15 protein-coding genes and 1 pseudogene are annotated in these 18,239 nt (G+C 70.1%); 4 read left to right on the top strand and 12 right to left on the bottom strand.

Annotated elements, in window-relative coordinates:
- Nucleotides 1–107: 107 nt before the first annotated feature.
- Nucleotides 108–1,292 carry an MBL fold metallo-hydrolase gene (locus ABT186_RS12940; protein ID WP_351925000.1) on the bottom strand — a complete coding sequence of 395 codons (1,185 nt, stop codon included), beginning with the start codon at nt 1,290–1,292 and terminating at the stop codon, nt 108–110.
- Between the two features lie 201 nt (nt 1,293–1,493).
- On the opposite strand from ABT186_RS12940, the gene ABT186_RS12935 reads away from it, so the two are divergent.
- The 3 genes from ABT186_RS12935 (at nt 1,494) to ABT186_RS12925 (ending at nt 3,990) form a co-directional block, all read left to right on the top strand.
- Nucleotides 1,494–2,081, top strand: coding sequence for a carboxymuconolactone decarboxylase family protein (locus ABT186_RS12935; RefSeq protein ID WP_351222338.1), 588 nt, complete (start codon nt 1,494–1,496; stop codon nt 2,079–2,081).
- 83 nt (nt 2,082–2,164) lie between these two features.
- Nucleotides 2,165–3,355, top strand: coding sequence for a Glu/Leu/Phe/Val dehydrogenase dimerization domain-containing protein (locus ABT186_RS12930; RefSeq protein ID WP_351924996.1), 1,191 nt, complete (start codon nt 2,165–2,167; stop codon nt 3,353–3,355).
- 35 nt (nt 3,356–3,390) lie between these two features.
- Entirely contained in the window at nt 3,391–3,990 is a 600-nt protein-coding gene (locus ABT186_RS12925) for a TetR/AcrR family transcriptional regulator (RefSeq protein WP_351222334.1), read from the top strand.
- A 249-nt stretch (nt 3,991–4,239) separates the two neighbouring features.
- Here the strand turns inward: ABT186_RS12925 and ABT186_RS12920 are convergent, their stop codons facing one another.
- From ABT186_RS12920 to ABT186_RS12910, 3 genes and pseudogenes are all read right to left on the bottom strand, one after another.
- Nucleotides 4,240–5,025 carry an SGNH/GDSL hydrolase family protein gene (locus tag ABT186_RS12920; RefSeq protein WP_351224650.1) on the bottom strand — a complete coding sequence of 262 codons (786 nt, stop codon included), beginning with the start codon at nt 5,023–5,025 and terminating at the stop codon, nt 4,240–4,242.
- A 144-nt stretch (nt 5,026–5,169) separates the two neighbouring features.
- Nucleotides 5,170–5,837: pseudogene (locus ABT186_RS12915) on the bottom strand (DUF6250 domain-containing protein).
- 62 nt (nt 5,838–5,899) lie between these two features.
- Nucleotides 5,900–7,972 carry an alpha-galactosidase gene (locus ABT186_RS12910; RefSeq protein WP_351224652.1) on the bottom strand — a complete coding sequence of 691 codons (2,073 nt, stop codon included), beginning with the start codon at nt 7,970–7,972 and terminating at the stop codon, nt 5,900–5,902.
- A 193-nt stretch (nt 7,973–8,165) separates the two neighbouring features.
- On the opposite strand from ABT186_RS12910, the gene ABT186_RS12905 reads away from it, so the two are divergent.
- Nucleotides 8,166–8,963, top strand: a complete 798-nt coding sequence (locus tag ABT186_RS12905) for a tyrosine-protein phosphatase (RefSeq protein WP_351924994.1) — start codon at nt 8,166–8,168, stop codon at nt 8,961–8,963.
- 34 nt (nt 8,964–8,997) lie between these two features.
- Here the strand turns inward: ABT186_RS12905 and ABT186_RS12900 are convergent, their stop codons facing one another.
- From ABT186_RS12900 to shc, 8 genes are all read right to left on the bottom strand, one after another.
- Nucleotides 8,998–9,108, bottom strand: coding sequence for a DUF6126 family protein (locus ABT186_RS12900; protein WP_351224744.1), 111 nt, complete (start codon nt 9,106–9,108; stop codon nt 8,998–9,000).
- 35 nt (nt 9,109–9,143) lie between these two features.
- Complete coding sequence (locus tag ABT186_RS12895) at nt 9,144–9,773, bottom strand: helix-turn-helix domain-containing protein (protein ID WP_502973193.1); 630 nt, start codon at nt 9,771–9,773, stop codon at nt 9,144–9,146.
- A gap of 71 nt (nt 9,774–9,844) precedes the next feature.
- Nucleotides 9,845–11,254, bottom strand: coding sequence for an aspartate aminotransferase family protein (locus ABT186_RS12890; RefSeq protein ID WP_351224658.1), 1,410 nt, complete (start codon nt 11,252–11,254; stop codon nt 9,845–9,847).
- Entirely contained in the window at nt 11,251–13,146 is a 1,896-nt protein-coding gene (gene dxs, locus ABT186_RS12885; RefSeq protein ID WP_351924992.1) for a 1-deoxy-D-xylulose-5-phosphate synthase, read from the bottom strand. Before dxs ends, ABT186_RS12890 begins: the two co-directional genes overlap by 4 nt.
- A 158-nt stretch (nt 13,147–13,304) precedes the next feature.
- The gene (gene ispG, locus ABT186_RS12880; RefSeq protein ID WP_351224662.1) at nt 13,305–14,486 is read right to left on the bottom strand and encodes a flavodoxin-dependent (E)-4-hydroxy-3-methylbut-2-enyl-diphosphate synthase; all 1,182 of its coding nucleotides are present in this window, start codon (nt 14,484–14,486) and stop codon (nt 13,305–13,307) included.
- A 4-nt stretch (nt 14,487–14,490) separates the two neighbouring features.
- Nucleotides 14,491–15,516, bottom strand: a complete 1,026-nt coding sequence (gene hpnH, locus ABT186_RS12875; RefSeq protein WP_351224664.1) for an adenosyl-hopene transferase HpnH — start codon at nt 15,514–15,516, stop codon at nt 14,491–14,493.
- Between the two features lie 5 nt (nt 15,517–15,521).
- Nucleotides 15,522–16,163: a phosphorylase family protein gene (locus tag ABT186_RS12870; RefSeq protein WP_351224666.1), complete on the bottom strand. Its 642-nt coding sequence runs from the start codon at nt 16,161–16,163 to the stop codon at nt 15,522–15,524.
- Entirely contained in the window at nt 16,163–18,163 is a 2,001-nt protein-coding gene (shc, locus tag ABT186_RS12865; protein ID WP_351224668.1) for a squalene--hopene cyclase, read from the bottom strand. The genes ABT186_RS12870 and shc overlap by 1 nt, the downstream gene beginning before the upstream one ends.
- Between the last annotated feature and the right edge of the window lie 76 nt (nt 18,164–18,239).

The following is an 18,239-nucleotide window of genomic DNA, read 5'->3' as shown; positions in this document are numbered from 1 at the left end:
TCATCTTGAAGTTGCCGGTCACGGGGCTGGTGTGGGTGGGAATCGGGTTGCTCGTGCAGGTCGGCCTTAAGGGCGGACTCCCGTCACACGCTTGGGTTCGTTCACGGTCAGCCCTCGCCCACAAGGTCGAGGTCGTCACGAGACGCCACCGGGGTGATCTCCGGAACGGGCCACTTGCGGTGCAGCGGCGGGGACACATCCCGCCACCAGGGGTGCGTAGGAAGGTCGCCAGCAGGCTCGAAGGGTTGCCCGGGAATGGGCAGGGCGACCGCCTGTCCGACCGCAGCGGCTGCCGCAGCCGTCCACTCCCCCGGCTCGGCCCAGGGATGCGGAGCGAGGTTGAAGGTGCCCCAGTGGATCGGCAGCAGCACCCCGTGCGGCTGGCCGCCCTGGAGGTCGAGGTGGGCGCGCATGCCCTCCTCGGGGGTCATGTGGATGTCCGGCCAGAACTCGGAGTAGGCACCGATCTGGATCATCGTGGCGTCGAACGGACCGTGCTCGGCGCCGATGTCCTTGAAGCCCTCGAAATAACCGGTGTCACCGCTGTGGTAGATCCGGTGCTCGTCACCGGCCACGGCCCAGGAGGCCCACAGCGTGTGCTGACCGTTGCGCAGACCGCGCCCGCAGAAGTGCCGGGCGGGCGTGGCAGTCAGAGTGATGCCGCCGACCTTCGTCGACTCGTGCCAGTCCAGCTCGCGCAACCGGTCCGCCGAAACGCCCCAGTGCTCCAGATGGGCGCCGACGCCGAGCGGTATCGCGAAGACCGTGTCCGTGCCGGCCAGGGCCTTGATGGTGGGAAAATCGAGGTGGTCGTAGTGGTCGTGGGAGATGACCACGACATCGACCGGGCCGAGCGCGGCCAGCGGCAGGGGCACCGGGTGCAGCCGCTTGGGGCCGGCGAAGCCGAAGGGGGAACAGCGCTCGCCCCAGACCGGGTCGAAGAGCACCCGGTGCCCGTCGATCTCGGCGAGCACACTGGAGTGCCCCAGCCAGGTCAGTCGCAGCCCGCTCGCCGGGGGCTTGGCCAGGTCGGCGTACGTCGTCGGGTGCACCGGGACCGTGCCGGTCGGGGCGCGGAGGACGCGCGACTCCTTGTTGAAGAAAACCTTCGCCAACTCCAGCGCGGAGTTGCCGGACGGGCGGGTCCGGGTGCCCTCGGGGTTCACAAAGGCGCCGTCCGCGAAATTCGGCGATCGGCGGATGCGCGCCAGGCGCTCCCCACTCGGATCCGCGCCGAAGGCGGCGGGCTGCAGCCCGCGGAGCCCGGAGCTCAGGGAACGGGAACCGGACACGGGACCTCCAGTGGAGTTGGTGAGGCCTTCCATTATGGTCGGCCCCTCTGACAGTGCCGGGTCTGCCCTGTCACGGCGCGATGTCCCCGGCACACAGCGCGACGTACGGGCCCGGATGTCACATCCGAGGGGTGCCGGTCCGTCGTACCCATACGGGCGCCCACAACGGAGCGCCCGGGAACGACGCACCGGAGGTGCCCCATGGCCCGTGTCTCCCTAACCCCGCGACGCACGCTCTTCTTCCGCATCATGGAGTGGTATTCGAAACGGGCGTACGGCAAGGTCCTCGACCCCGGCAGGGCGCTCGCCCACCATCCGCGCGTGCTCTGGGCCGATCTGCGCTTCGAGCAGTCGGTGGCGAAGTGGAACAGGCTCGACCCGGACCTGAAAGCACTGGCCGAGATGGCGACGGCCGCGTCGATCGGCTGTTCCTGGTGCATGGACTTCGGCTACTGGGTCAGCCGCGAGCGCGGCATGGCCCGCGAGAAATTGGTCGATGTGCCGCGGTGGCGCGACAGCGACGTGTACACGCCACTGGAGCGCGATGTGATGGAGTACGCCGAGGCGATGACGGCGACCCCGCCCACCGTCGACGACGATCTCGCCGCCCGCCTCCTCGGCCGGCTGGGCGAGCCCGCCTTCGTGGAGCTGACGGCGATGGTGGCGGTGGAGAACCTGCGCTCACGCATCAACTCGGCGCTCGGCCTGACGAGTCAGGGCTTCAAGGACTCCTGCGACGTGCCACCCGCGGCACGACGCAGTACGGCCTCCTCCGAACGGGCCCGGTAGACGGCGGCGGGCGTCGGAGGGGACGTCCCGGCCGCCGAGGGGCGGGCGAACGCAACTGAATGGCCGTTCAGTACAGTGGGCGCATGACCACCGATCGGGACGCTCCCCTCATGACGCTCGTCTGGAACGACCACCTCACCGGCCGACAGGGCTTCCTCGTCGTCGACCGTCTCGTGAGGGGTGTCGCCAGCGGCGGTCTGCGGATGCGGCCGGGCTGCACGCTGGAGGAGGTCGCCGGACTGGCCCGCGGCATGACCATGAAGGAGGCACTGCACTACAACCCCGAGGGGAGATACGTCCCCCTGGGCGGCGCCAAGGGCGGCATCGACTGCGATCCCCGGGCACCGGAGGCCTACGACGTCCTCGTGCGCTATCTGCGCGCCATGAGGCCGTACATCGAGAGCTTCTGGACCACCGGCGAGGACCTGGGGCTCACCCAGGACCTGGTGGACCGGGCGGCCGCCGAGGCCGGGCTGGTGTCGTCGATCCAGGCCGTCTATCCGCTCCTCGACGACGAGGCGGCGGCCCGCAAGCGGCTCGCGGACGCGTTCGCGGTCGAGCTGAACGGGATCGGGCTCGACGCACTCGTCGGCGGGTGCGGGGTCGCCGAGTCGGTGCTGACCTCCCTGGACCGGGCCGGTGTTCCGTACGCAGGAACCCGGGTGGCCGTCCAGGGGTTCGGGACCATGGGCGGGGCCACGGCGCGTTTCCTGGAGCGCGCGGGGCTGGCGGTCGTCGCCGTCGCCGATGTCAAGGGCACGATCGCCAACCCGGACGGACTCGACGTCGAGGCGCTGCTCGCGGCGCGTGACCCCTATGGGACGGTGGACCGCTCCGTGCTGCGCCCCGCCGACCGCGAACTGCCGGGCGACGCCTGGCTGTCGGCCGAGGCCGAGGTGCTGGTGCCGGCAGCGGTCTCGTACGCGGTGGACACGGCGAACCAGGCGCGGATCCGCGCGCGGTGGATCGTCGAGGCGGCCAATATGCCGGTGCTGCCCGCGGCGGAGGCTCTGCTTGCCGCACGCGGGGTGACCGTACTGCCGGACGTGGTGGTGAACTCCGGGACGAACGCCTGGTGGTGGTGGACGCTGTTCGGCGACATCGGGGCCGACGCGGACGAGGCGTTCGCCTGGACACGGCGTTCGATGCGGGACCTGGTGGGCCGGATGCTGGACCGCGCGGAGGCCGACGGGACGAGTCCGCGGGCCGCCGCGCACGCGCTCGCGGCCGACCGGCTGCCGGTGATCGCGGAGCGGTTCGGGTGGTACCGGTGACGTAGGGTTGCCGGGTGACGAGGGTGCGGTTGAGCGTGGCCCAGCGGCGTGAGGAGCTGCTGCGGGCCGCCGTCGAGCAGATCGAGTCGCGAGGCGTGGCGGCGGTGCGGATCGCTGATGTGGCCTCGGCGCTCGGGGTGAGCAACGCGCTGGTGCTGTACCACTTCTCGACCAAGGAGAAGCTGGTCGCGGAGGCGTTCGCATTCGCCGCCGAGGACGATCTCGCGCATCTTCGCAAACTGCTCGGCCGCCGTACGGCGGCGCTGCGCCGGTTGCGCAGCGCGGTGCGCTGGTACGCGCCGACCGGGCAGGCCAAGGGCTGGCGGCTGTGGATCGAGGGCTGGGCCGCGGCACTGCGCGAGCCCGCGCTGCGGGAGGTCGCGCGGGACCTGGACCGGCAGTGGAAGGCCGCGCTCACCGAGGTGATCGCGGAGGGGGTCGCGGCGGGCGAGTTCCACTGTCCCGACCCGGCGGGCACCGCGCTGCGGCTGACCGCGCTGCTCGACGGTCTCGCGGTGCAGATGACGGCGTACGAGGGCACGGTGTCGCGGGCGCGAGCGCGGGAGTGGGTGGACGAGGCACTTGCGCACGAACTGGGCCTGGAGCGGGCGGCGCTGACGGTGGCGCGGGGCTGAGGCCAGGGGACTCCGTCCCCTTCGCCCCCTGCTGGGGGCTGCCGCCCCCAGCCCCGGCAGGGGTGCAGGGGACGCAGTCCCCGCCCGGGTTCAGGGGCGGAGCCCCTGGCGGGGTTGAAGGGGCGGAACCCCTGGGGATGGGACGGGTAGGGACGGCGGGGGCGAAACCCCCCTCCGCGCGCGCCCCCTCGTACAGCGCACCCCCACGAAGCCACGCACCCGCCCCCTCCCCGACGCGACGGCCCCGCGTCAGACCGCCTGGGTGATCCGCATCTTGATGTCGTCCGGCGACAACGTGCCCTTCGCCACGACACGATCTCCCGAGGACTCCCCGCGCAGCCTCCGGCCGATCCACGGCACCAGGTACTCCCGCGCCCAGTGAATGTCGTCGCGCCGCACTTCGAGCGTGCCGCGCGGCGGCAGCGGCGGCCACGGCTGGTCCGGGTCGGCAGGCACCTCGATGCCGAGCACCTGGCCTGCCCGCAGGGCGACCCGGGTATGTCCCTCGGGCGACAGGTGGAGCCGGTCGTCGTCCCAGGCGCGCCGGTCCTGGACCGTTTTCAGCGACCACAGGTCGAGGACCGGGCAGCCGTAACGGTCGGCGATCGCCCGGACGTGCCCGTTGTACGTGGCGATCTTGCCGCGCAGATGCTTGAGCACGGGCACACCACGGGTGTCGAAGCCGGTGGTCACCATGACCGCGCCGACGGCGGAGGTCAGCTCGGCGACGGCGCGCTCGAAGCGTTCGGCGACCTCGTCCGGGTCGGTGCCGGGTCGGATGATGTCGTTGCCGCCCGCACAGAAGGAGACCAGGTCCGGGGCGAGTTCAACGGCCCTCGGAAGCTGGTCCTCGACGATCTGGTCGAGCAGTTTGCCGCGCACGGCAAGGTTTGTGTACTCGAAGTCGCCCTCGGGCCGCCGGTCGGCGAGGAGCACCGCGAACCGGTCGGCCCAGCCGACGAACTGCCCGTCGGGGCCGGGGTCGCCGACGCCCTCGGTGAAGCTGTCCCCCACCGCCACGTACGACCCGATCACTGATCTTGTGTCACTCTTCGAATCGTCTGCCACGTCGGCCCATGATTCACCTTTGGATGTGAGCTACGCGACCGTAGGAAGGGGTTGACGGACGGTGAGATAAACCACTCGTCGAATCTTGACCTGTTCGGAATAAGCCTCTGGTCAGGGGCGTTGAGGGAGCCGCCATACTCGGAACCCGGTGATCCGGAAGTGGGTCCAGACGGTCCGGAAGGCGAAGTGCCCGCCGGTGTACGGCTCCGGGTCCACATAGTCGAAGACAAGCCGTCCGTTGTTCCACCAACGGACCGTGGAGCCGTCCGAGACGATCCGGACCCGGTTGGGTTCGTTCGCGACGAGCAGCGGCTCGGAGTAGTCGTAGATCAGCGGCCGTACGCCCGGCTCACCGACATACCTGCGCAGCCGCGTCGTGGTGTTCGAGTTGGCGCCGTATCCGGCGTAGTACGTCTTGAGGTAGTCGTACTCGGCGAGCGCACCGCCCCGCCGGACGGCGAAGAGGTCGTCCGGGGAGCGTACGTCGACGGCGTTCCAGAAGTTGTTGAGGTCGGAGACCCTGTCGTCGGCCCCGCCCGCGGAGACGGGGGTGGCCGTGCACTCCAGGACGTACGGGCCCTCCAGCCGCTGCCTGAACCAGACCGTCGCACCGCTCGGTACGTCGATGCCGAGGACCCCGTCGGCGGCGGTGACCGTGCCGCCGTCCTGCAGTTCGGTGGCCCACAGGCCGAGCCCGTGCCGGAAGTCGTCATGGGCGATCAGCCGGCCAGGGCGGCACCGGCGGCGAGGGCTCCGAACGCTCTGCGCGTGGTCGTCATGCGAGGCGGCTCCTTCGTCAGGTGAGGACGCTCCAATGAAGACAACAATTCAGACAGAAGGTTCACATGCGGCGTAGCCGGATAACCGTCGCGTCGAAGTCGCCCCGCAGTCCTGCGTCCAGCCCGTGGTGCAACAGCACTGCGCCGCGGTGGACTTCGCCCGTTTCGCGGCATTCGTACGTTGCTGCCGGGTCGAGGCCGCTCAGCCGCAACCGGGCGACGGGCTCGCCGTATTGCTGCGCCTGGAGCCAGGCGAGGACGACCGTCTCGTCCCCGAGGACGTACTGGACCGCACTCAGCCCGCCCGACGGGGGCCGCAGCCGGTACAGGTCGCCGCGCTGGACGACGGGACGGATCTCCTTGTAGAGGCCGATCCAGTCCCCTGCCTCGGCCAACTCCTCCTCGCTCCACCGCGTGAGGTCGCCGCCGACGCCGAGCACTCCGGCCATGGAGCTCACGAACCGGAAACGCAGCGAGCTGACGCGCCCGTTGAGCTGCGCGTTCGGGCTGTCGGTCACCCATGCGGACATCACCCGGGCCGGATGGATCTGGCTGAAGCCGTGCTGGATGGCAAGCCGGTCGAGCGGGTCGGTGTTGTCGGAGGTCCACACCTCGTCCGTACGGCTCATGACGCCGAGGTCGACGCGCCCGCCGCCGCCCGAGCAGGACTCGAAGGCGACACCGGGGTGTGCGCCCCGCAGCCGGTCCAACAGGGCGTACAGGGCGCGGACATGGTCCACCCAGAGCCGCTGCGGATACGGCTCGCCGGGCCAGCCGGCGTCGGTGAAGCAGCGGTTGAAGTCCCACTTCACATAGTCGATCGGGGCGCTGGAGAGCAGCCCGTCGAGCTGCTCCCAGAGGTACTCCTGGACGTCCTCGCGCGCGAGGTTCAGTACGAGCTGATTGCGGAACTCGGTCCGCTTCCGCCCCGGCTGGTACTGCACCCAGTCGGGGTGCGCACGGTAGAGGTCGCTGTCCGGGTTGACCATCTCGGGCTCGACCCAGATGCCGAACTGCATCCCGAGGGCGTGTACGTAGTCCGCGAGCGGCTTGAGGCCGGACGGGAAGCGGTCGGGGTTGGGCCGCCAGTCGCCGAGCCCGGAGTGGTCGCTGGTGCGGGCGCCGAACCAGCCGTCGTCGACCACGAACAGCTCGACACCGATCGCGGCCGCCCGCCGAGCGAGCGCCTCCTGCTGCTCCGCGGAGATGTCGAACTCGGTGGCCTCCCAGGAGTTGTAGAGCACGGGCCGGTCCCGGTCGGCGTCCGGGATGACGTACGCCCGCTGGTACGCGTGCCAGGCGCGGCTCGCGCCGCCGTGGCCGCCGTCGCTCCACAGTCCCGCGAAGACGGGGGTGGTGTACGTCTCCCCCGTCGCCAGGCGCAGCAGACCCGAGTCGTCGTATCCGGCGCCGCCGGTGATCTGCACGCGCGCGTCCGGAAGCTGGGCCACGGCGATCCGCCAGCTGCCCGACCAGGCGAGCGCACAGCCGTAGACCTCGCCGCGCTCCTCGGTCGCGTCCGTGTCGAGCGCGACCCAGGGCAGGTGCTGGTGCCCGGTGTGGCCGCGGCGGCTGCCGATGACCTTCTCGCCGTAGGTGAGGCCGGACCGTACGAGCCGGGACTCGGCCGCCCAGCGGCCGTGCAGCTGCGAGAGCCGCCAGTCGTCGCGCTCGGGCAGGGTCCAGGTCGCGGAGTCGGCGCGCAGCAGCTCGACGGGGACGGGGCCGTCGTTGGCGAGGGTCACCCAGCGCTCGACGACGTCGCCGCGCATCCGGTAGTGGAGGGTGATCCGGAGCCCGGAGTCGGTGAACCGCAGCCGCAGTTCCTCGCCGTCGGCCTCGTAGGCCTCGAAGGCCCACTCGGTGCCGCGGCGCTCTTCGGTACGGACGGACAGGGCGGGGCGCACAAAGCGGGGGCCGCCTTCGACCGGGTATTCCTCACGGCCGTCGAGCTGGGACTCGAACGGCCGGTACCGGGGTGCGGGCAGAGCGGCGAGTGCCTCGGCGTCGGCGAGTGCGATCCGTGGGCCCCAGTGCAGATGCAGCAGCTCGTCGCCGTCGGTGAGCCGGAGGGCATAACTGCTCGTGGGCCCCGACAGCAGCCATGTACGACGGTCAGTGCCGATTTCCAACATGGGGCCCCCACAGTTCCGAACAGGTGCGATCAGGCAGCAACATCATCGGGGGTGAGGTGCCTCGTGGGCAACGTCTTCCTCTCGGGTTCAGCCTTGCGTTCGGTCTTGGATGATTGCCTGATGAACCGATGTCGTATCGTCGAAGCGCGGCCCGTCGACGAGGAGCGCCGGCGGACGGATGGGAGGAGCCCTCGTGACGCAGCAGGTCCCGTCTACCGAGCCCGGACTGACCGGAGTACGCAACTTCCGAGACGTGGGCGGTCTGCCGACTGTGGACGGGCGGCGTGTACGGCACGGAGTGCTCTTCCGCAGCGGCCACCTCGCGCACGCGACGGAGCAGGACGCGGCGTTCCTCACAGGCCTCGGCCTGCACACGATCTTCGACTTCCGCAACGCGGCGGACAAAAAGCTGGAGGGGCCGGACGTCGATCTGCCGGGCGTGCGGAATGTCAATCTGCCGCTGACCGACCCGGCGGACGGCGCCGAGTTCTGGAAGATGGTCCGCGACGGCGATCTGGAACAGCTGCGGGTGCTGCTCGCGGACGGCAAGGCCGCGAACCGCATGATCACCTCGTACCGGACGATCATCAGGGAACGCACGGCCGAGCACTCCCACGTGCTGCACGCGCTGGTGAAGGACAGTGTGCCGGCGCTGATGCACTGCGCGGCGGGCAAGGACCGCGCGGGTCTGTCGATCGCGGTGACGCTCCTGGCCGTCGGGGTCGAACGGGACGCGATCGTCGCCGACTACCTGGAGTCGAACGCCAAGCACCGTCGCTACAAGGTGCACCGCAACGGCTCGTCGGCCGACGCCTACTCCCCCGAGGTGATGGAGCTGCTCAGCCCACTCTTCGACGCGCGCGCCGAGTACCTGGCGGCGGCGATCGAGACCGTCGAGGACACCTGGGGCGGCGTCGACGCCTACCTGGAGAAGGGGCTCCGGGTCACGCCGGAGATGCGGGAGCGGCTGCGCGAGCGGCTGCTGGACTGAGCACTCCCGTACGCGGCTGCGGGACGGCCTCCCCCTACTTCGCGCCCACCTGGAACAGCAGGAAGATGAAGGCGGCGAAGAGGTGGCCGGCCGCGATGTAGATGATCAGGCGGATCCACAGGGCGCGGGGGAACTTCTCCTCCATCGACCTGCGCTCGGGGCGGGTCTCCGGCTGCTCGGTCATGGCATTTCTCCAGGGGTGGGGCCGAGGCAGAGCGCGGCGGTCGGGCTCTGCAGCAGGGTGTGGACGAACAGCAGCTCGGTGCCGTCGTGGTCGGCGGCAGCGAGGCGGTGCGGGGTCAGCGAGTCGAAGTGCGCGCTGTCGCCGGGCGAGAGGACGTGCGTGGTGTCACCGAGGCGCAGCCGCAGCCGCCCCGTGAGGACGTAGAGCCATTCCTCGCCGGGGTGGACGCGGACGATGTCACCCTGTGTGCCGTACGGAACGTGGACGCGCAGGGCCTGCATGCCGCGGCCCGGCGCTCCGGCCTGCCAGTAGGTCCAGCCGCCCGCCCGGGTCGGCTCCATGTCGGGGGCGCGCACCACCGCGTCCCGGTCGGCGACCGTCTCGCCGAGCAGCTCGGAGACGGTCGTACCGTAGATACGGGCGAGTGCCAACAGCATCGGCAGCGAAGGCTGGCGCTGCCCGGTCTCCAGCCGGGAGAGGTGCGCGGGCGAGAGCCCGGCGGCACGGGCCGCGGCCTCCAGGGTGAGCGAGGCACGGCGGCGCAGCGCACGCAGCTGCGGCGCGACAAGGGGCAGGTCCTCGGTCGGCCCGGTGTCGGTCTCGTCGGGAGAGCTCATGCTCTCCATTCAGCCGGAGCTTTGCCTCATCGGCAAATTTCTTGCCTAAGAGGCAAAGCCTGCCCGGAGTCCGGCTGTGGCTACCGGTTCGCCACCGCCTGCTTGATCAGTGTCTTGCTGAAGTCCCACATCAGACCGCTGCCGCTGTGGGCGTCGTCCATGACCGCGGTGAAGGCCTCGACGAACCGGTCGACGTCCCGCTCGTCGATGATCAGCGGCGGGATCAGCTTGATCACCTCCAAGTGGTCGCCGGAGACCTGGGTGAGGATCCGGTGCCGTTGCAGCAGCGGAACGACGACCATCTGTGCGAACAGGCCCTTGCGGGCCGCCTGGAGCATGGTCCAGCGGCTGCGCAGCTTCAGGGAGCTGGGCCGGCCGAACTCGATGCCGATCATCAGGCCCCGGCCCCGTACGTCGCTGAGCAGTTCGTATGTGGCGGTGAGCGCCGCAAGGCGGGACTTCAGCTGCTCGCCGACCGCACGGGCGTTCGCGACGATCTGCTCGTTCTCCATGACGGACAGGACGGCGAGCCCGGCCGCCATCGCCTGCGCGTTCGACCCGAAGCTCGCCGAGTGCACGAGCACCCGGTCCATGGACGAGTAGACCTTCTTGAAGATCCAGTCCTTGCCGAGGGTGGCGCCGACCGGTACGTAGCCGCCGGAGAGCGCCTTCGCCACGCACACCAGGTCCGGCTCGACGCCGCTCTCGTGCTGGTGGGCGTAGAAGTCCCCGGTCCGGCCGAGGCCGGTCTGCACCTCGTCCGCGATCAGCAGCGCCTTGTGCCTGTGCAGCAGCTCCTGGGCGGCGAGCAGATAGCCGGGCGGTGCCTCGTGGACGCCCTTGCCCTGGATCGGCTCGACGACGAGGGCGGCCACGTCTCCCTTCCTGAGTTCCCGGGCGAGGGCGTCGAGATCGCCGAGCGGGACCGCCGTGTCGGGCAGCAGCGGCGCGAAACCGTCGCGGAAGCCGCGTTCGCCGTTCACGGACAGCGAGCCGGTGGTCAGCCCGTGGAAGGCGTGCTCGCAGTACAGGATCCGCGGCTTTCCCGTGGCGTACCGGGCGAACTTCAGCGCGGTCTCGACCGCCTCCGTCCCGCTGTTGCCGAAGAACACCCGCTCCAGGTGCGGGCTGTGGGTCAGCAGCTTCTCCGCCAGCAGCCCGGGCAGCGGCTGGCAGTCGAAGCGGGTGAGGTCGGCGAGCTGTGCGTCCAGGACGTCGTGCAGCGCCTTGCGGACCACGGGGTGGTGGCGGCCCAGGCCCATCACCCCGAACCCGGCGAGCATGTCCAGGTAGTCGTTGCCGTCCGCGTCCCAGAAGTGGGCGCCCTCGGCGCGCTCGTAGGTCTTGTCGAAGCCGATGGTGTGGAGCATGCGCGGGAGCTGGTGGTTGAGGTACTTGGCATGCAGCTCGTAGCGCTCGGCCCCACGCTCGGCCAGGAGCCTGCCGAGGTCGAACGCCCCGTTCTCCTGGTTCCCGGAAGGGGTGGTCATTCCTGCTTCTCCTTGGACAGCTCTTCCTTGGCGGTCAGGGAGGCGCTGATCCGCCCCGCGATCTCGACGGGCGTGAGGCCGATGTCCGCGAGCACCTCGCCGCGCTTGGCGTGCGCGAGGAACTGCTCCGGGATCCCGAACCGCCGTACGGGTACGTCGATGTCGGCGTCGGCAAGCGCCAGCTGGACAGCGGAGCCGATGCCGGCCGAGCGGCTGTTGTCCTCGACGACCGCGACGAGCCGGTGCTCGGCGGCCAGGCCCGGCAGCGACGGGTCGACGGGCTTGACCCAGCGCGGGTCGACGACCGTGCAGCCAATGCCGCGGGCCTGAAGCAGCTCGGCGGCCTGCAGGCAGACGGGCGCCATGACCCCCACGGCGACCAGGAGCACCTCGGGCCGGTCCGCGCGGTGCAGCACGTCCATGCCCCCCAACCGGTCCACCGCCGGGACCGCCGGGCCGACCGACTCCTTCGGGAAGCGGATCAGGGTGGGCGCGTCGTCGACCGCGACCGCCTCCCTCAGCTGCGCCCGCAGCTGGTCGGCGTCGCGCGGCGCGGCGATCCTGAGGCCCGGTACGACCTGCAGGATCGACATGTCCCACATGCCGTTGTGCGACGGTCCGTCCACGCCCGTGACTCCGGCCCGGTCCAGGACGAACGTGACCCCGCAGCGGTGCAGGGCGACGTCCATGAGGAGCTGGTCGAAGGCGCGGTTGAGGAAGGTCGCGTAGACCGCGACGACGGGGTGCAGTCCGCCGGTCGCCAGGCCCGCCGCGGACACCGCCGCGTGCTGCTCGGCTATCCCGACGTCCCACACCCGGTCGGGGAACCGCTCCGCGAACTTGGTCAGGCCCACCGGGTGCAGCATGGCCGCCGTGATCGCCACGACGTCCTCGCGCTCCTCACCGATCTGCACGATCTCGTCGCCGAACACCGAGGTCCAGGACCGGCCGTTGGAGGGTGCGAGGGGCTCGCAGGTCAGCGGGTCCATGACGCCGACGGTGTGGAAGTGGTCCTCCTCATGGGCGAGCGCGGGCTCGTAGCCGCGGCCCTTCTCGGTGAGGCAGTGGATCAGCACCGGGCCGTGGAAGCGTTTCGCACGGCGCAGCGCCGACTCGACGGCCCGGACGTCGTGTCCGTCGATCGGGCCGACGTACTTCAGACCCAGGTCCTCGAACAGTCCCTGCGGCGCGAAGGCGTCCTTGAAGCCCTTCTTCGCGCCGTGCAGGGCCTCGTAGACGGTGTTGCCGATGACGGGCGTGCGCTGCAGCACGTCCTTGCCCCAGGCCAGGACCTTCTCGTAGCTGTCGGTCGTGCGCAGCGTGGCGAGGTGGTTGGCGAGGCCGCCGATGGTCGGCGCGTACGAGCGTTCGTTGTCGTTGACGACGATGATCAGCGGGCGGTCCTTGGCGGCGGCGATGTTGTTGAGCGCCTCCCACGCCATGCCACCGGTCAGCGCGCCGTCGCCGATGACCGCGACGACATGGCCCTTCTCCCCCTGCACCTGGCGGGCCTTGGCGAGCCCGTCGGCCCAGCCGAGCGCGGTGGAGGCGTGGCTGTTCTCAATAATGTCGTGCTCGGACTCCTCACGCGACGGATAGCCGGACAGGCCCCCCTTGCCGCGCAGCTTGGAGAAATCCTGACGTCCCGTCAGCAGCTTGTGCACATAGCTCTGGTGGCCGGTGTCCCACAGGATGCGGTCGACCGGTGACTCGAAGGCCCGGTGGAGCGCGATGGAGAGTTCCACCACCCCCAGATTGGGCCCCAGGTGACCGCCGGTCCTGGCGACCGCCTGGACCAGGAACTCCCTGATCTCCTCGGCCAGTCGACTGAGCTCTGCCTCGGACAGCGCCTTCAGGTCGCGTGGTCCCCGGATGTTCTCCAGAATGGTCACGCTCGGGCCTCCCCTCTTTTCAAGCGCTCGGTTCGCCTCCGGAGCGCCACAGCCGGTGCCGAGAAGGCGACCGTGCTCAGCCCTCCTTCGTCGGGCCTGCGCGCGCTCACCTTCTCGACACCGTCGCGCTCCTTCGGCTCACTCGCTGGTAAGCCGGTTCAACCGACGGTGACGTCAGATGCTCCCGGCGTGGTGACGGTCGGGGTGCCGGACCCGACGCCGTCCTTCTCCATCCGCTCGGCGATCTTCATCGCCTCCTCGATGAGGGTCTCCACGATCTTCGACTCGGGCACGGTCTTGATGACCTCACCCTTGACGAAGATCTGGCCCTTGCCGTTGCCGGAGGCGACCCCCAGATCCGCCTCCCGCGCCTCCCCCGGACCGTTGACCACACAGCCCATGACCGCGACCCGCAGCGGCACCTGCATGCCCTCCAGGCCCGCCGTGACCTCGTCGGCCAGCTTGTACACATCGACCTGGGCGCGCCCGCACGACGGGCACGAGACGATCTCCAGGCGCCGCTGCCGAAGTCCCAGGGACTCCAGGATCTGGATTCCGACCTTGACCTCCTCGGCGGGCGGGGCCGACAGCGACACCCGGATGGTGTCGCCGATGCCCTCACCGAGCAGCGCTCCGAAGGCGACCGCCGACTTGATCGTGCCCTGGAAGGCCGGACCGGCCTCCGTGACACCCAGGTGCAGCGGATAGTCGCACTGCTCGGCCAGGAGCCGGTAGGCGTTGACCATCACGACCGGGTCGTTGTGCTTCACCGAGATCTTGATGTCCCGGAAGTCGTGCTCCTCGAAGAGGGACGCCTCCCACAGGGCCGACTCGACGAGCGCCTCGGGCGTCGCCCGGCCGTACTTCTGCAGGAGCCGCCTGTCCAGCGAGCCGGCGTTCACCCCGATCCGGATCGGGGTGCCGTGGTCCTTGGCCGCCCGCGCGATCTCCTTCACCTTGTCGTCGAACTGTTTGATGTTTCCGGGATTCACCCGAACGGCCGCGCAGCCCGCCTCGATCGCCGCGAACACGTACTTCGGCTGGAAGTGGATGTCCGCGATCACCGGGATCTGTGACTTGCGGGCGATCGTGGCGAGGGCGTCCGCGTCGTCCTGCGTGGGGCAGGCGACGCGCACGATCTGGCAGCCGGACGCGGTGAGCTCCGCGATCTGCTGCAAGGTGGCGCCGATGTCCGACGTACGGGTCGTCGTCATCGACTGCACCGACACCGGGGCCCCGCCCCCGACGGCCACCGGTCCGACGTGGATCTGCCGCGCGGCGCGCCGCGCGGCGATCGGCCGGACCGGTACCTCGGGGACGCCCAAGGGGACGGCGGTCATGATGTCACCGCTCATTTCCGCTGGTCATGGTCTCGCGGGCGGCCCGCAGCGACTCCTTCAGGGAGCCCATGGTGGCCAGCACGGCGGTCGGCTCGTAGCCGCAGTGCGCCATGCAGTTGGCGCAGCGGGGGTCCTTGCCGCGGCCGTACTTGTCCCAGTCGGTCTCCTCCAGCAGTTGCCGGTACGTGGCCACGTACCCGTCGCTCATCAGGTAGCAGGGCTTCTGCCAGCCGAAGAGCGAGTAGCTCGGGATCGCCCACGCGGTGCACGGAAAGTCGACCTTGCCCTCCAGGAAGTCCAGGAACAGCGGGCTCTGGTTGAGCCGCCACCGCCTGCGGTTGCCGCCCGCGAAGGCTTTTTTGAAGAGCTCGCGGGTCTGCTGGACGCCGAGGAAGTGCTCCTGGTCGGGGGCCTTCTCGTAGGCGTAGGCGGGCGAGAGCATCATCTCGTCGACCTTCAGATCGTCGTTGAGGTAGTTCAGCACCTCGACGACGGTCTGCGGGGTGTCCGTGTTGAAGAAGGTGGAGTTGGTGGTGACCCGGAAGCCGCGCCGCTTGGCCTCCTTGATGGCCTCCACCGCCTCGTCGAAGGTGCCCTCCTTGGCCACCGAGGCGTCGTGCCGCTCACGCAGCCCGTCGATGTGCACCGCCCAGGCGAAGTAGGGCGAGGGCTTGAACTTGTCCATCTTCTTGCGCATCAGCAGTGCGTTGGTGCACAGGAAGACGAACTTCTTCTTGGCCACCAGTTGCCGTACGATCTCGTCGATCTGCGGGTGCATCAGGGGCTCACCGCCCGCGATGGACACCATCGGCGCACCGGACTCAAGCACCGCTCCCACGGCTTGGGCGACGGGCATGCGCTGCTTGAGCACGCCTGCCGGATGCTGGATCTTGCCGCAGCCCTCGCACTTGAGGTTGCAGGCGAAGAGCGGCTCCAACTCGACCAGCAGTGCGAACTTGTCCCGCTTCTTGAGTTTCTGTTCAAACAGGTAGGTAGCGACCTTGATGGTTTGACGAAGCGGCATGGCCATCTGGCTCACCTCCGAGGGAGCAGCAAGGAACGGTGCCATTCATAGAAAGCGGGAAGGACAGCACGAAGAACACGGAAAGCCGATATTCCACCGCGCAACGTGCCGATACGGACGAGCTCATGTTCTGGAGCGTCCACGACCACCCGGACGGCCGCAACCGGGCGCGCGCCCGTGCGCACGGCGCTGTACAACGTGGCCGCGGACTCCATGTCGACCGCGATCGCGCCGGTCGCGAGCAGATGCGACCTTTCCTGACCGCGGACGACGTGGTCCGAGCCGGTGAGCGGTCCGGTGTGTACGGTGCGCCCCGGGACGGTCCGCACGAGTTCCTTCACAAGCAGCTCTGTGCCCACGCACGGGGTGGTGCCCCGCGGGTCCCGGGCCTCCTCGGCGACGACCAGGTCGCCGGGGTGCATCCCGGGCGCCAGTCCCGCGCAGAAGCCCGTGGCGAGCACGGCGGCGTCTTCGAGGGCCGGGTCGGCGAGCGCCCGGGTGACCGAGCGTTCGGCCGCCCGGGGTCCCATACCCGTACGGAGTACGGTGACGTGCCCGTCGGCGCCCGTGTGGTGGCCGCTGCGCAGGGCGAGGCTCTCGATGCCGAGCGCGCAGGCGATCAGCAGCGGGGCCGGGCCGGGCTTCTGGCTCATCAGCTCCCCTTGGCCTCGGCGAACGGCTCGCCGTGGACAAAGCGGCCGAGCGCGGTGAGCGGGAAGACCTGCCGGTAGAGGTGGTAGTTGATGGAGAAGTCCCAGGGGAAGCCGGTGCCGGTGAAGTACGGCTCGTCCCAGGAGCCGTCCTCGTGCTGGGTCTGGGCGAGGAACTCGATGCCGCGCTCCACGGCCTTGCTCTCGCCCTCCCCCGCGGCCAGCAGCGCGAGCAGCGCCCATGCCGTCTGTGAGGCGGTGGAGGCACCCCGGCCGCTCCACTCCTCGACGTACTTGTAGGAGCGCAGGTCCTCGCCCCAGCCGCCGTCGTCGTTCTGCACGCTGTCCAGCCAGGCGACCGCCCGGCGGATCGCCGGATGCGCGCCGGGGATTCCGGCGGCCACCAGGGCAGGCACCACCGAGCCGGTTCCGTAGACGTAGTTGACGCCCCAGCGCCCGAACCACGAGCCGTCCGGCTCCTGTTCGGCCAGCAGCCACTCGATGCCGCGGCGGGTGCGCGGGTCGTGGGAGAGTCCCTCGATCGCGAGCATTTCGACGACGTGCGCGGTGACGTCGGCGGACGGCGGATCGATGACCTCACCGAAGTCGCAGAAGGGCAGCCGGTTGGGGAACGGGCTGGTGTTGTCGACGTCGAAGGCGCCCCACGCACCGTCCTTCGACTGCATGCCGAGGTTCCAGCGCACCCCGCGCCCGATCGCGGCCTCGACCCGGTCCCGGTCGTGATGCTTGACGCGGCGCAGCGCGAGGACCACTTCGGCGGTGTCGTCGATGTCGGGGTAGTTGTCGTTGTGGAACTCGAACGCCCAGCCGCCCGGGGGCAGCCCGGGCCTGCGTACCGACCAGTCGCCGGGCCGGACGATCTGCTCGCCGATCATCCAGTCGGCCGCCTTCACCAACTGCGGGTGGTCGGCCGGCACGCCCGCGTCGGCGAGCGCGATGGTGGCGAGGCAGGTGTCCCACACCGGGGACTGACAGGCCTCGATCATGCGGGCGCCGTCCTCGCGCCACACGGCGAAACGGTCCAGTGAGGCGATGCCCTCGCGCATCACGGGGTGCTGGAGGTCGTAGCCGAGCAGGTGCAGGGCGATGACCGAGTACACCGCGGGCGGCTGGATCCCGCCCCAGCAGCCGTCGTTCTCCTGCCGCTCGATGATCCAGCGGGCCGCGGTGTTCATGGCCGCTCTGCGCAGCCGGCGCGGGGCGACCTTGCGGAACTGGTGCAGCGCCTTGTCCAGCCGCTGGAAGACGCCGTCCCAACTGGCCACCGGGGCGGGCTCCTTGGCCGGGCTGGGGTTTTTCGCGTCGGTGTGCAGTTCGTCGAGCGGGAACGGCGCGGGCCGCACCGGGCGCTTCGCGGAGACGATGGTGAGCGGCACGATGGTCTGCCGTGCCCAGCACCCGAAGTCGTAGATGTTCAGCGGCATCCACTTGGGGAAGTAGATGAGCTCCGGAGGTAGTTCCGGCAGGTCCTCCCACTTCCACCAGCCGAAGAGGGCGAGCCAGATCCGGGTGAAGACGCGGGCGGCGGCGATACCGCCACGCTCGCGGATCCATGCGGAGGCCTTCGCCATATGGGGCTCGTCCGGCGCGTCGCCGGCCAGGCGCAGGGCGACATACGCCTCGATGGTGGCGGACAGTTCGCCGGGTCCGCCGTAGAAGGTGGCCCAGGTGCCGTCGTCACGCTGCTCGCCACGGATGAACAGGGCGGCGGCGCGGGTGGTCTTCTCGTCCCGGATCCCCAGGAACTGACGGAGCAGCAGATCCTCGGCGTCCATCGTGACGTTCGTCTCGAGGTCGCCCTTCCACCAGCCCTGGGCGTCCTGCCGCGAGAGCAGGAAGTCTGTCGCGCGCTGCATCGCGCGTTCGGCGGCCTCTCGAGTGCCGCCCGTCCCGGCCGCCTGCGGGAGCGGTGCGTCTGTTTCGCTGGCCGAGTCGGCGCGGGGCGGCAGGGCCCCGGTGCTTCCGTCGGTCGTCGCTGTCATGGCTTCCCCTTCGTGCAGTCGTGCAAGTCGTGCTGCTGTGGGTCCGCCGTCGGCCGGTGTGCGTCTCTCGCGCCAC

This window comes from Streptomyces sp. NPDC001634 (assembly GCF_040298185.1).
GTDB lineage: Bacteria > Actinomycetota > Actinomycetes > Streptomycetales > Streptomycetaceae > Streptomyces.
Note: the sequence above shows the minus strand (reverse complement) of the source record. Positions and strands in the feature narration are given on the sequence as shown.

What these genes read in the sequence shown, in the direction of transcription:
- hpnH (WP_351224664.1), bottom strand. Translation starts at nt 15,516, where the DNA reads ATGGCCATGCCGCTTCGTCAAACCATCAAGGTCGCTACCTACCTGTTT.
- ABT186_RS12910 (WP_351224652.1), bottom strand. Translation starts at nt 7,972, where the DNA reads ATGTTGGAAATCGGCACTGACCGTCGTACATGGCTGCTGTCGGGGCCC.
- ispG (WP_351224662.1), bottom strand. Translation starts at nt 14,486, where the DNA reads ATGACCGCCGTCCCCTTGGGCGTCCCCGAGGTACCGGTCCGGCCGATC.
- ABT186_RS12935 (WP_351222338.1), top strand. Translation starts at nt 1,494, where the DNA reads ATGGCCCGTGTCTCCCTAACCCCGCGACGCACGCTCTTCTTCCGCATC.
- ABT186_RS12900 (WP_351224744.1), bottom strand. Translation starts at nt 9,108, where the DNA reads ATGGAGGAGAAGTTCCCCCGCGCCCTGTGGATCCGCCTGATCATCTAC.
- ABT186_RS12895 (WP_502973193.1), bottom strand. Translation starts at nt 9,773, where the DNA reads ATGGAGAGCATGAGCTCTCCCGACGAGACCGACACCGGGCCGACCGAG.
- ABT186_RS12870 (WP_351224666.1), bottom strand. Translation starts at nt 16,163, where the DNA reads ATGAGCCAGAAGCCCGGCCCGGCCCCGCTGCTGATCGCCTGCGCGCTC.
- ABT186_RS12930 (WP_351924996.1), top strand. Translation starts at nt 2,165, where the DNA reads ATGACCACCGATCGGGACGCTCCCCTCATGACGCTCGTCTGGAACGAC.
- shc (WP_351224668.1), bottom strand. Translation starts at nt 18,163, where the DNA reads ATGACAGCGACGACCGACGGAAGCACCGGGGCCCTGCCGCCCCGCGCC.
- ABT186_RS12890 (WP_351224658.1), bottom strand. Translation starts at nt 11,254, where the DNA reads ATGACCACCCCTTCCGGGAACCAGGAGAACGGGGCGTTCGACCTCGGC.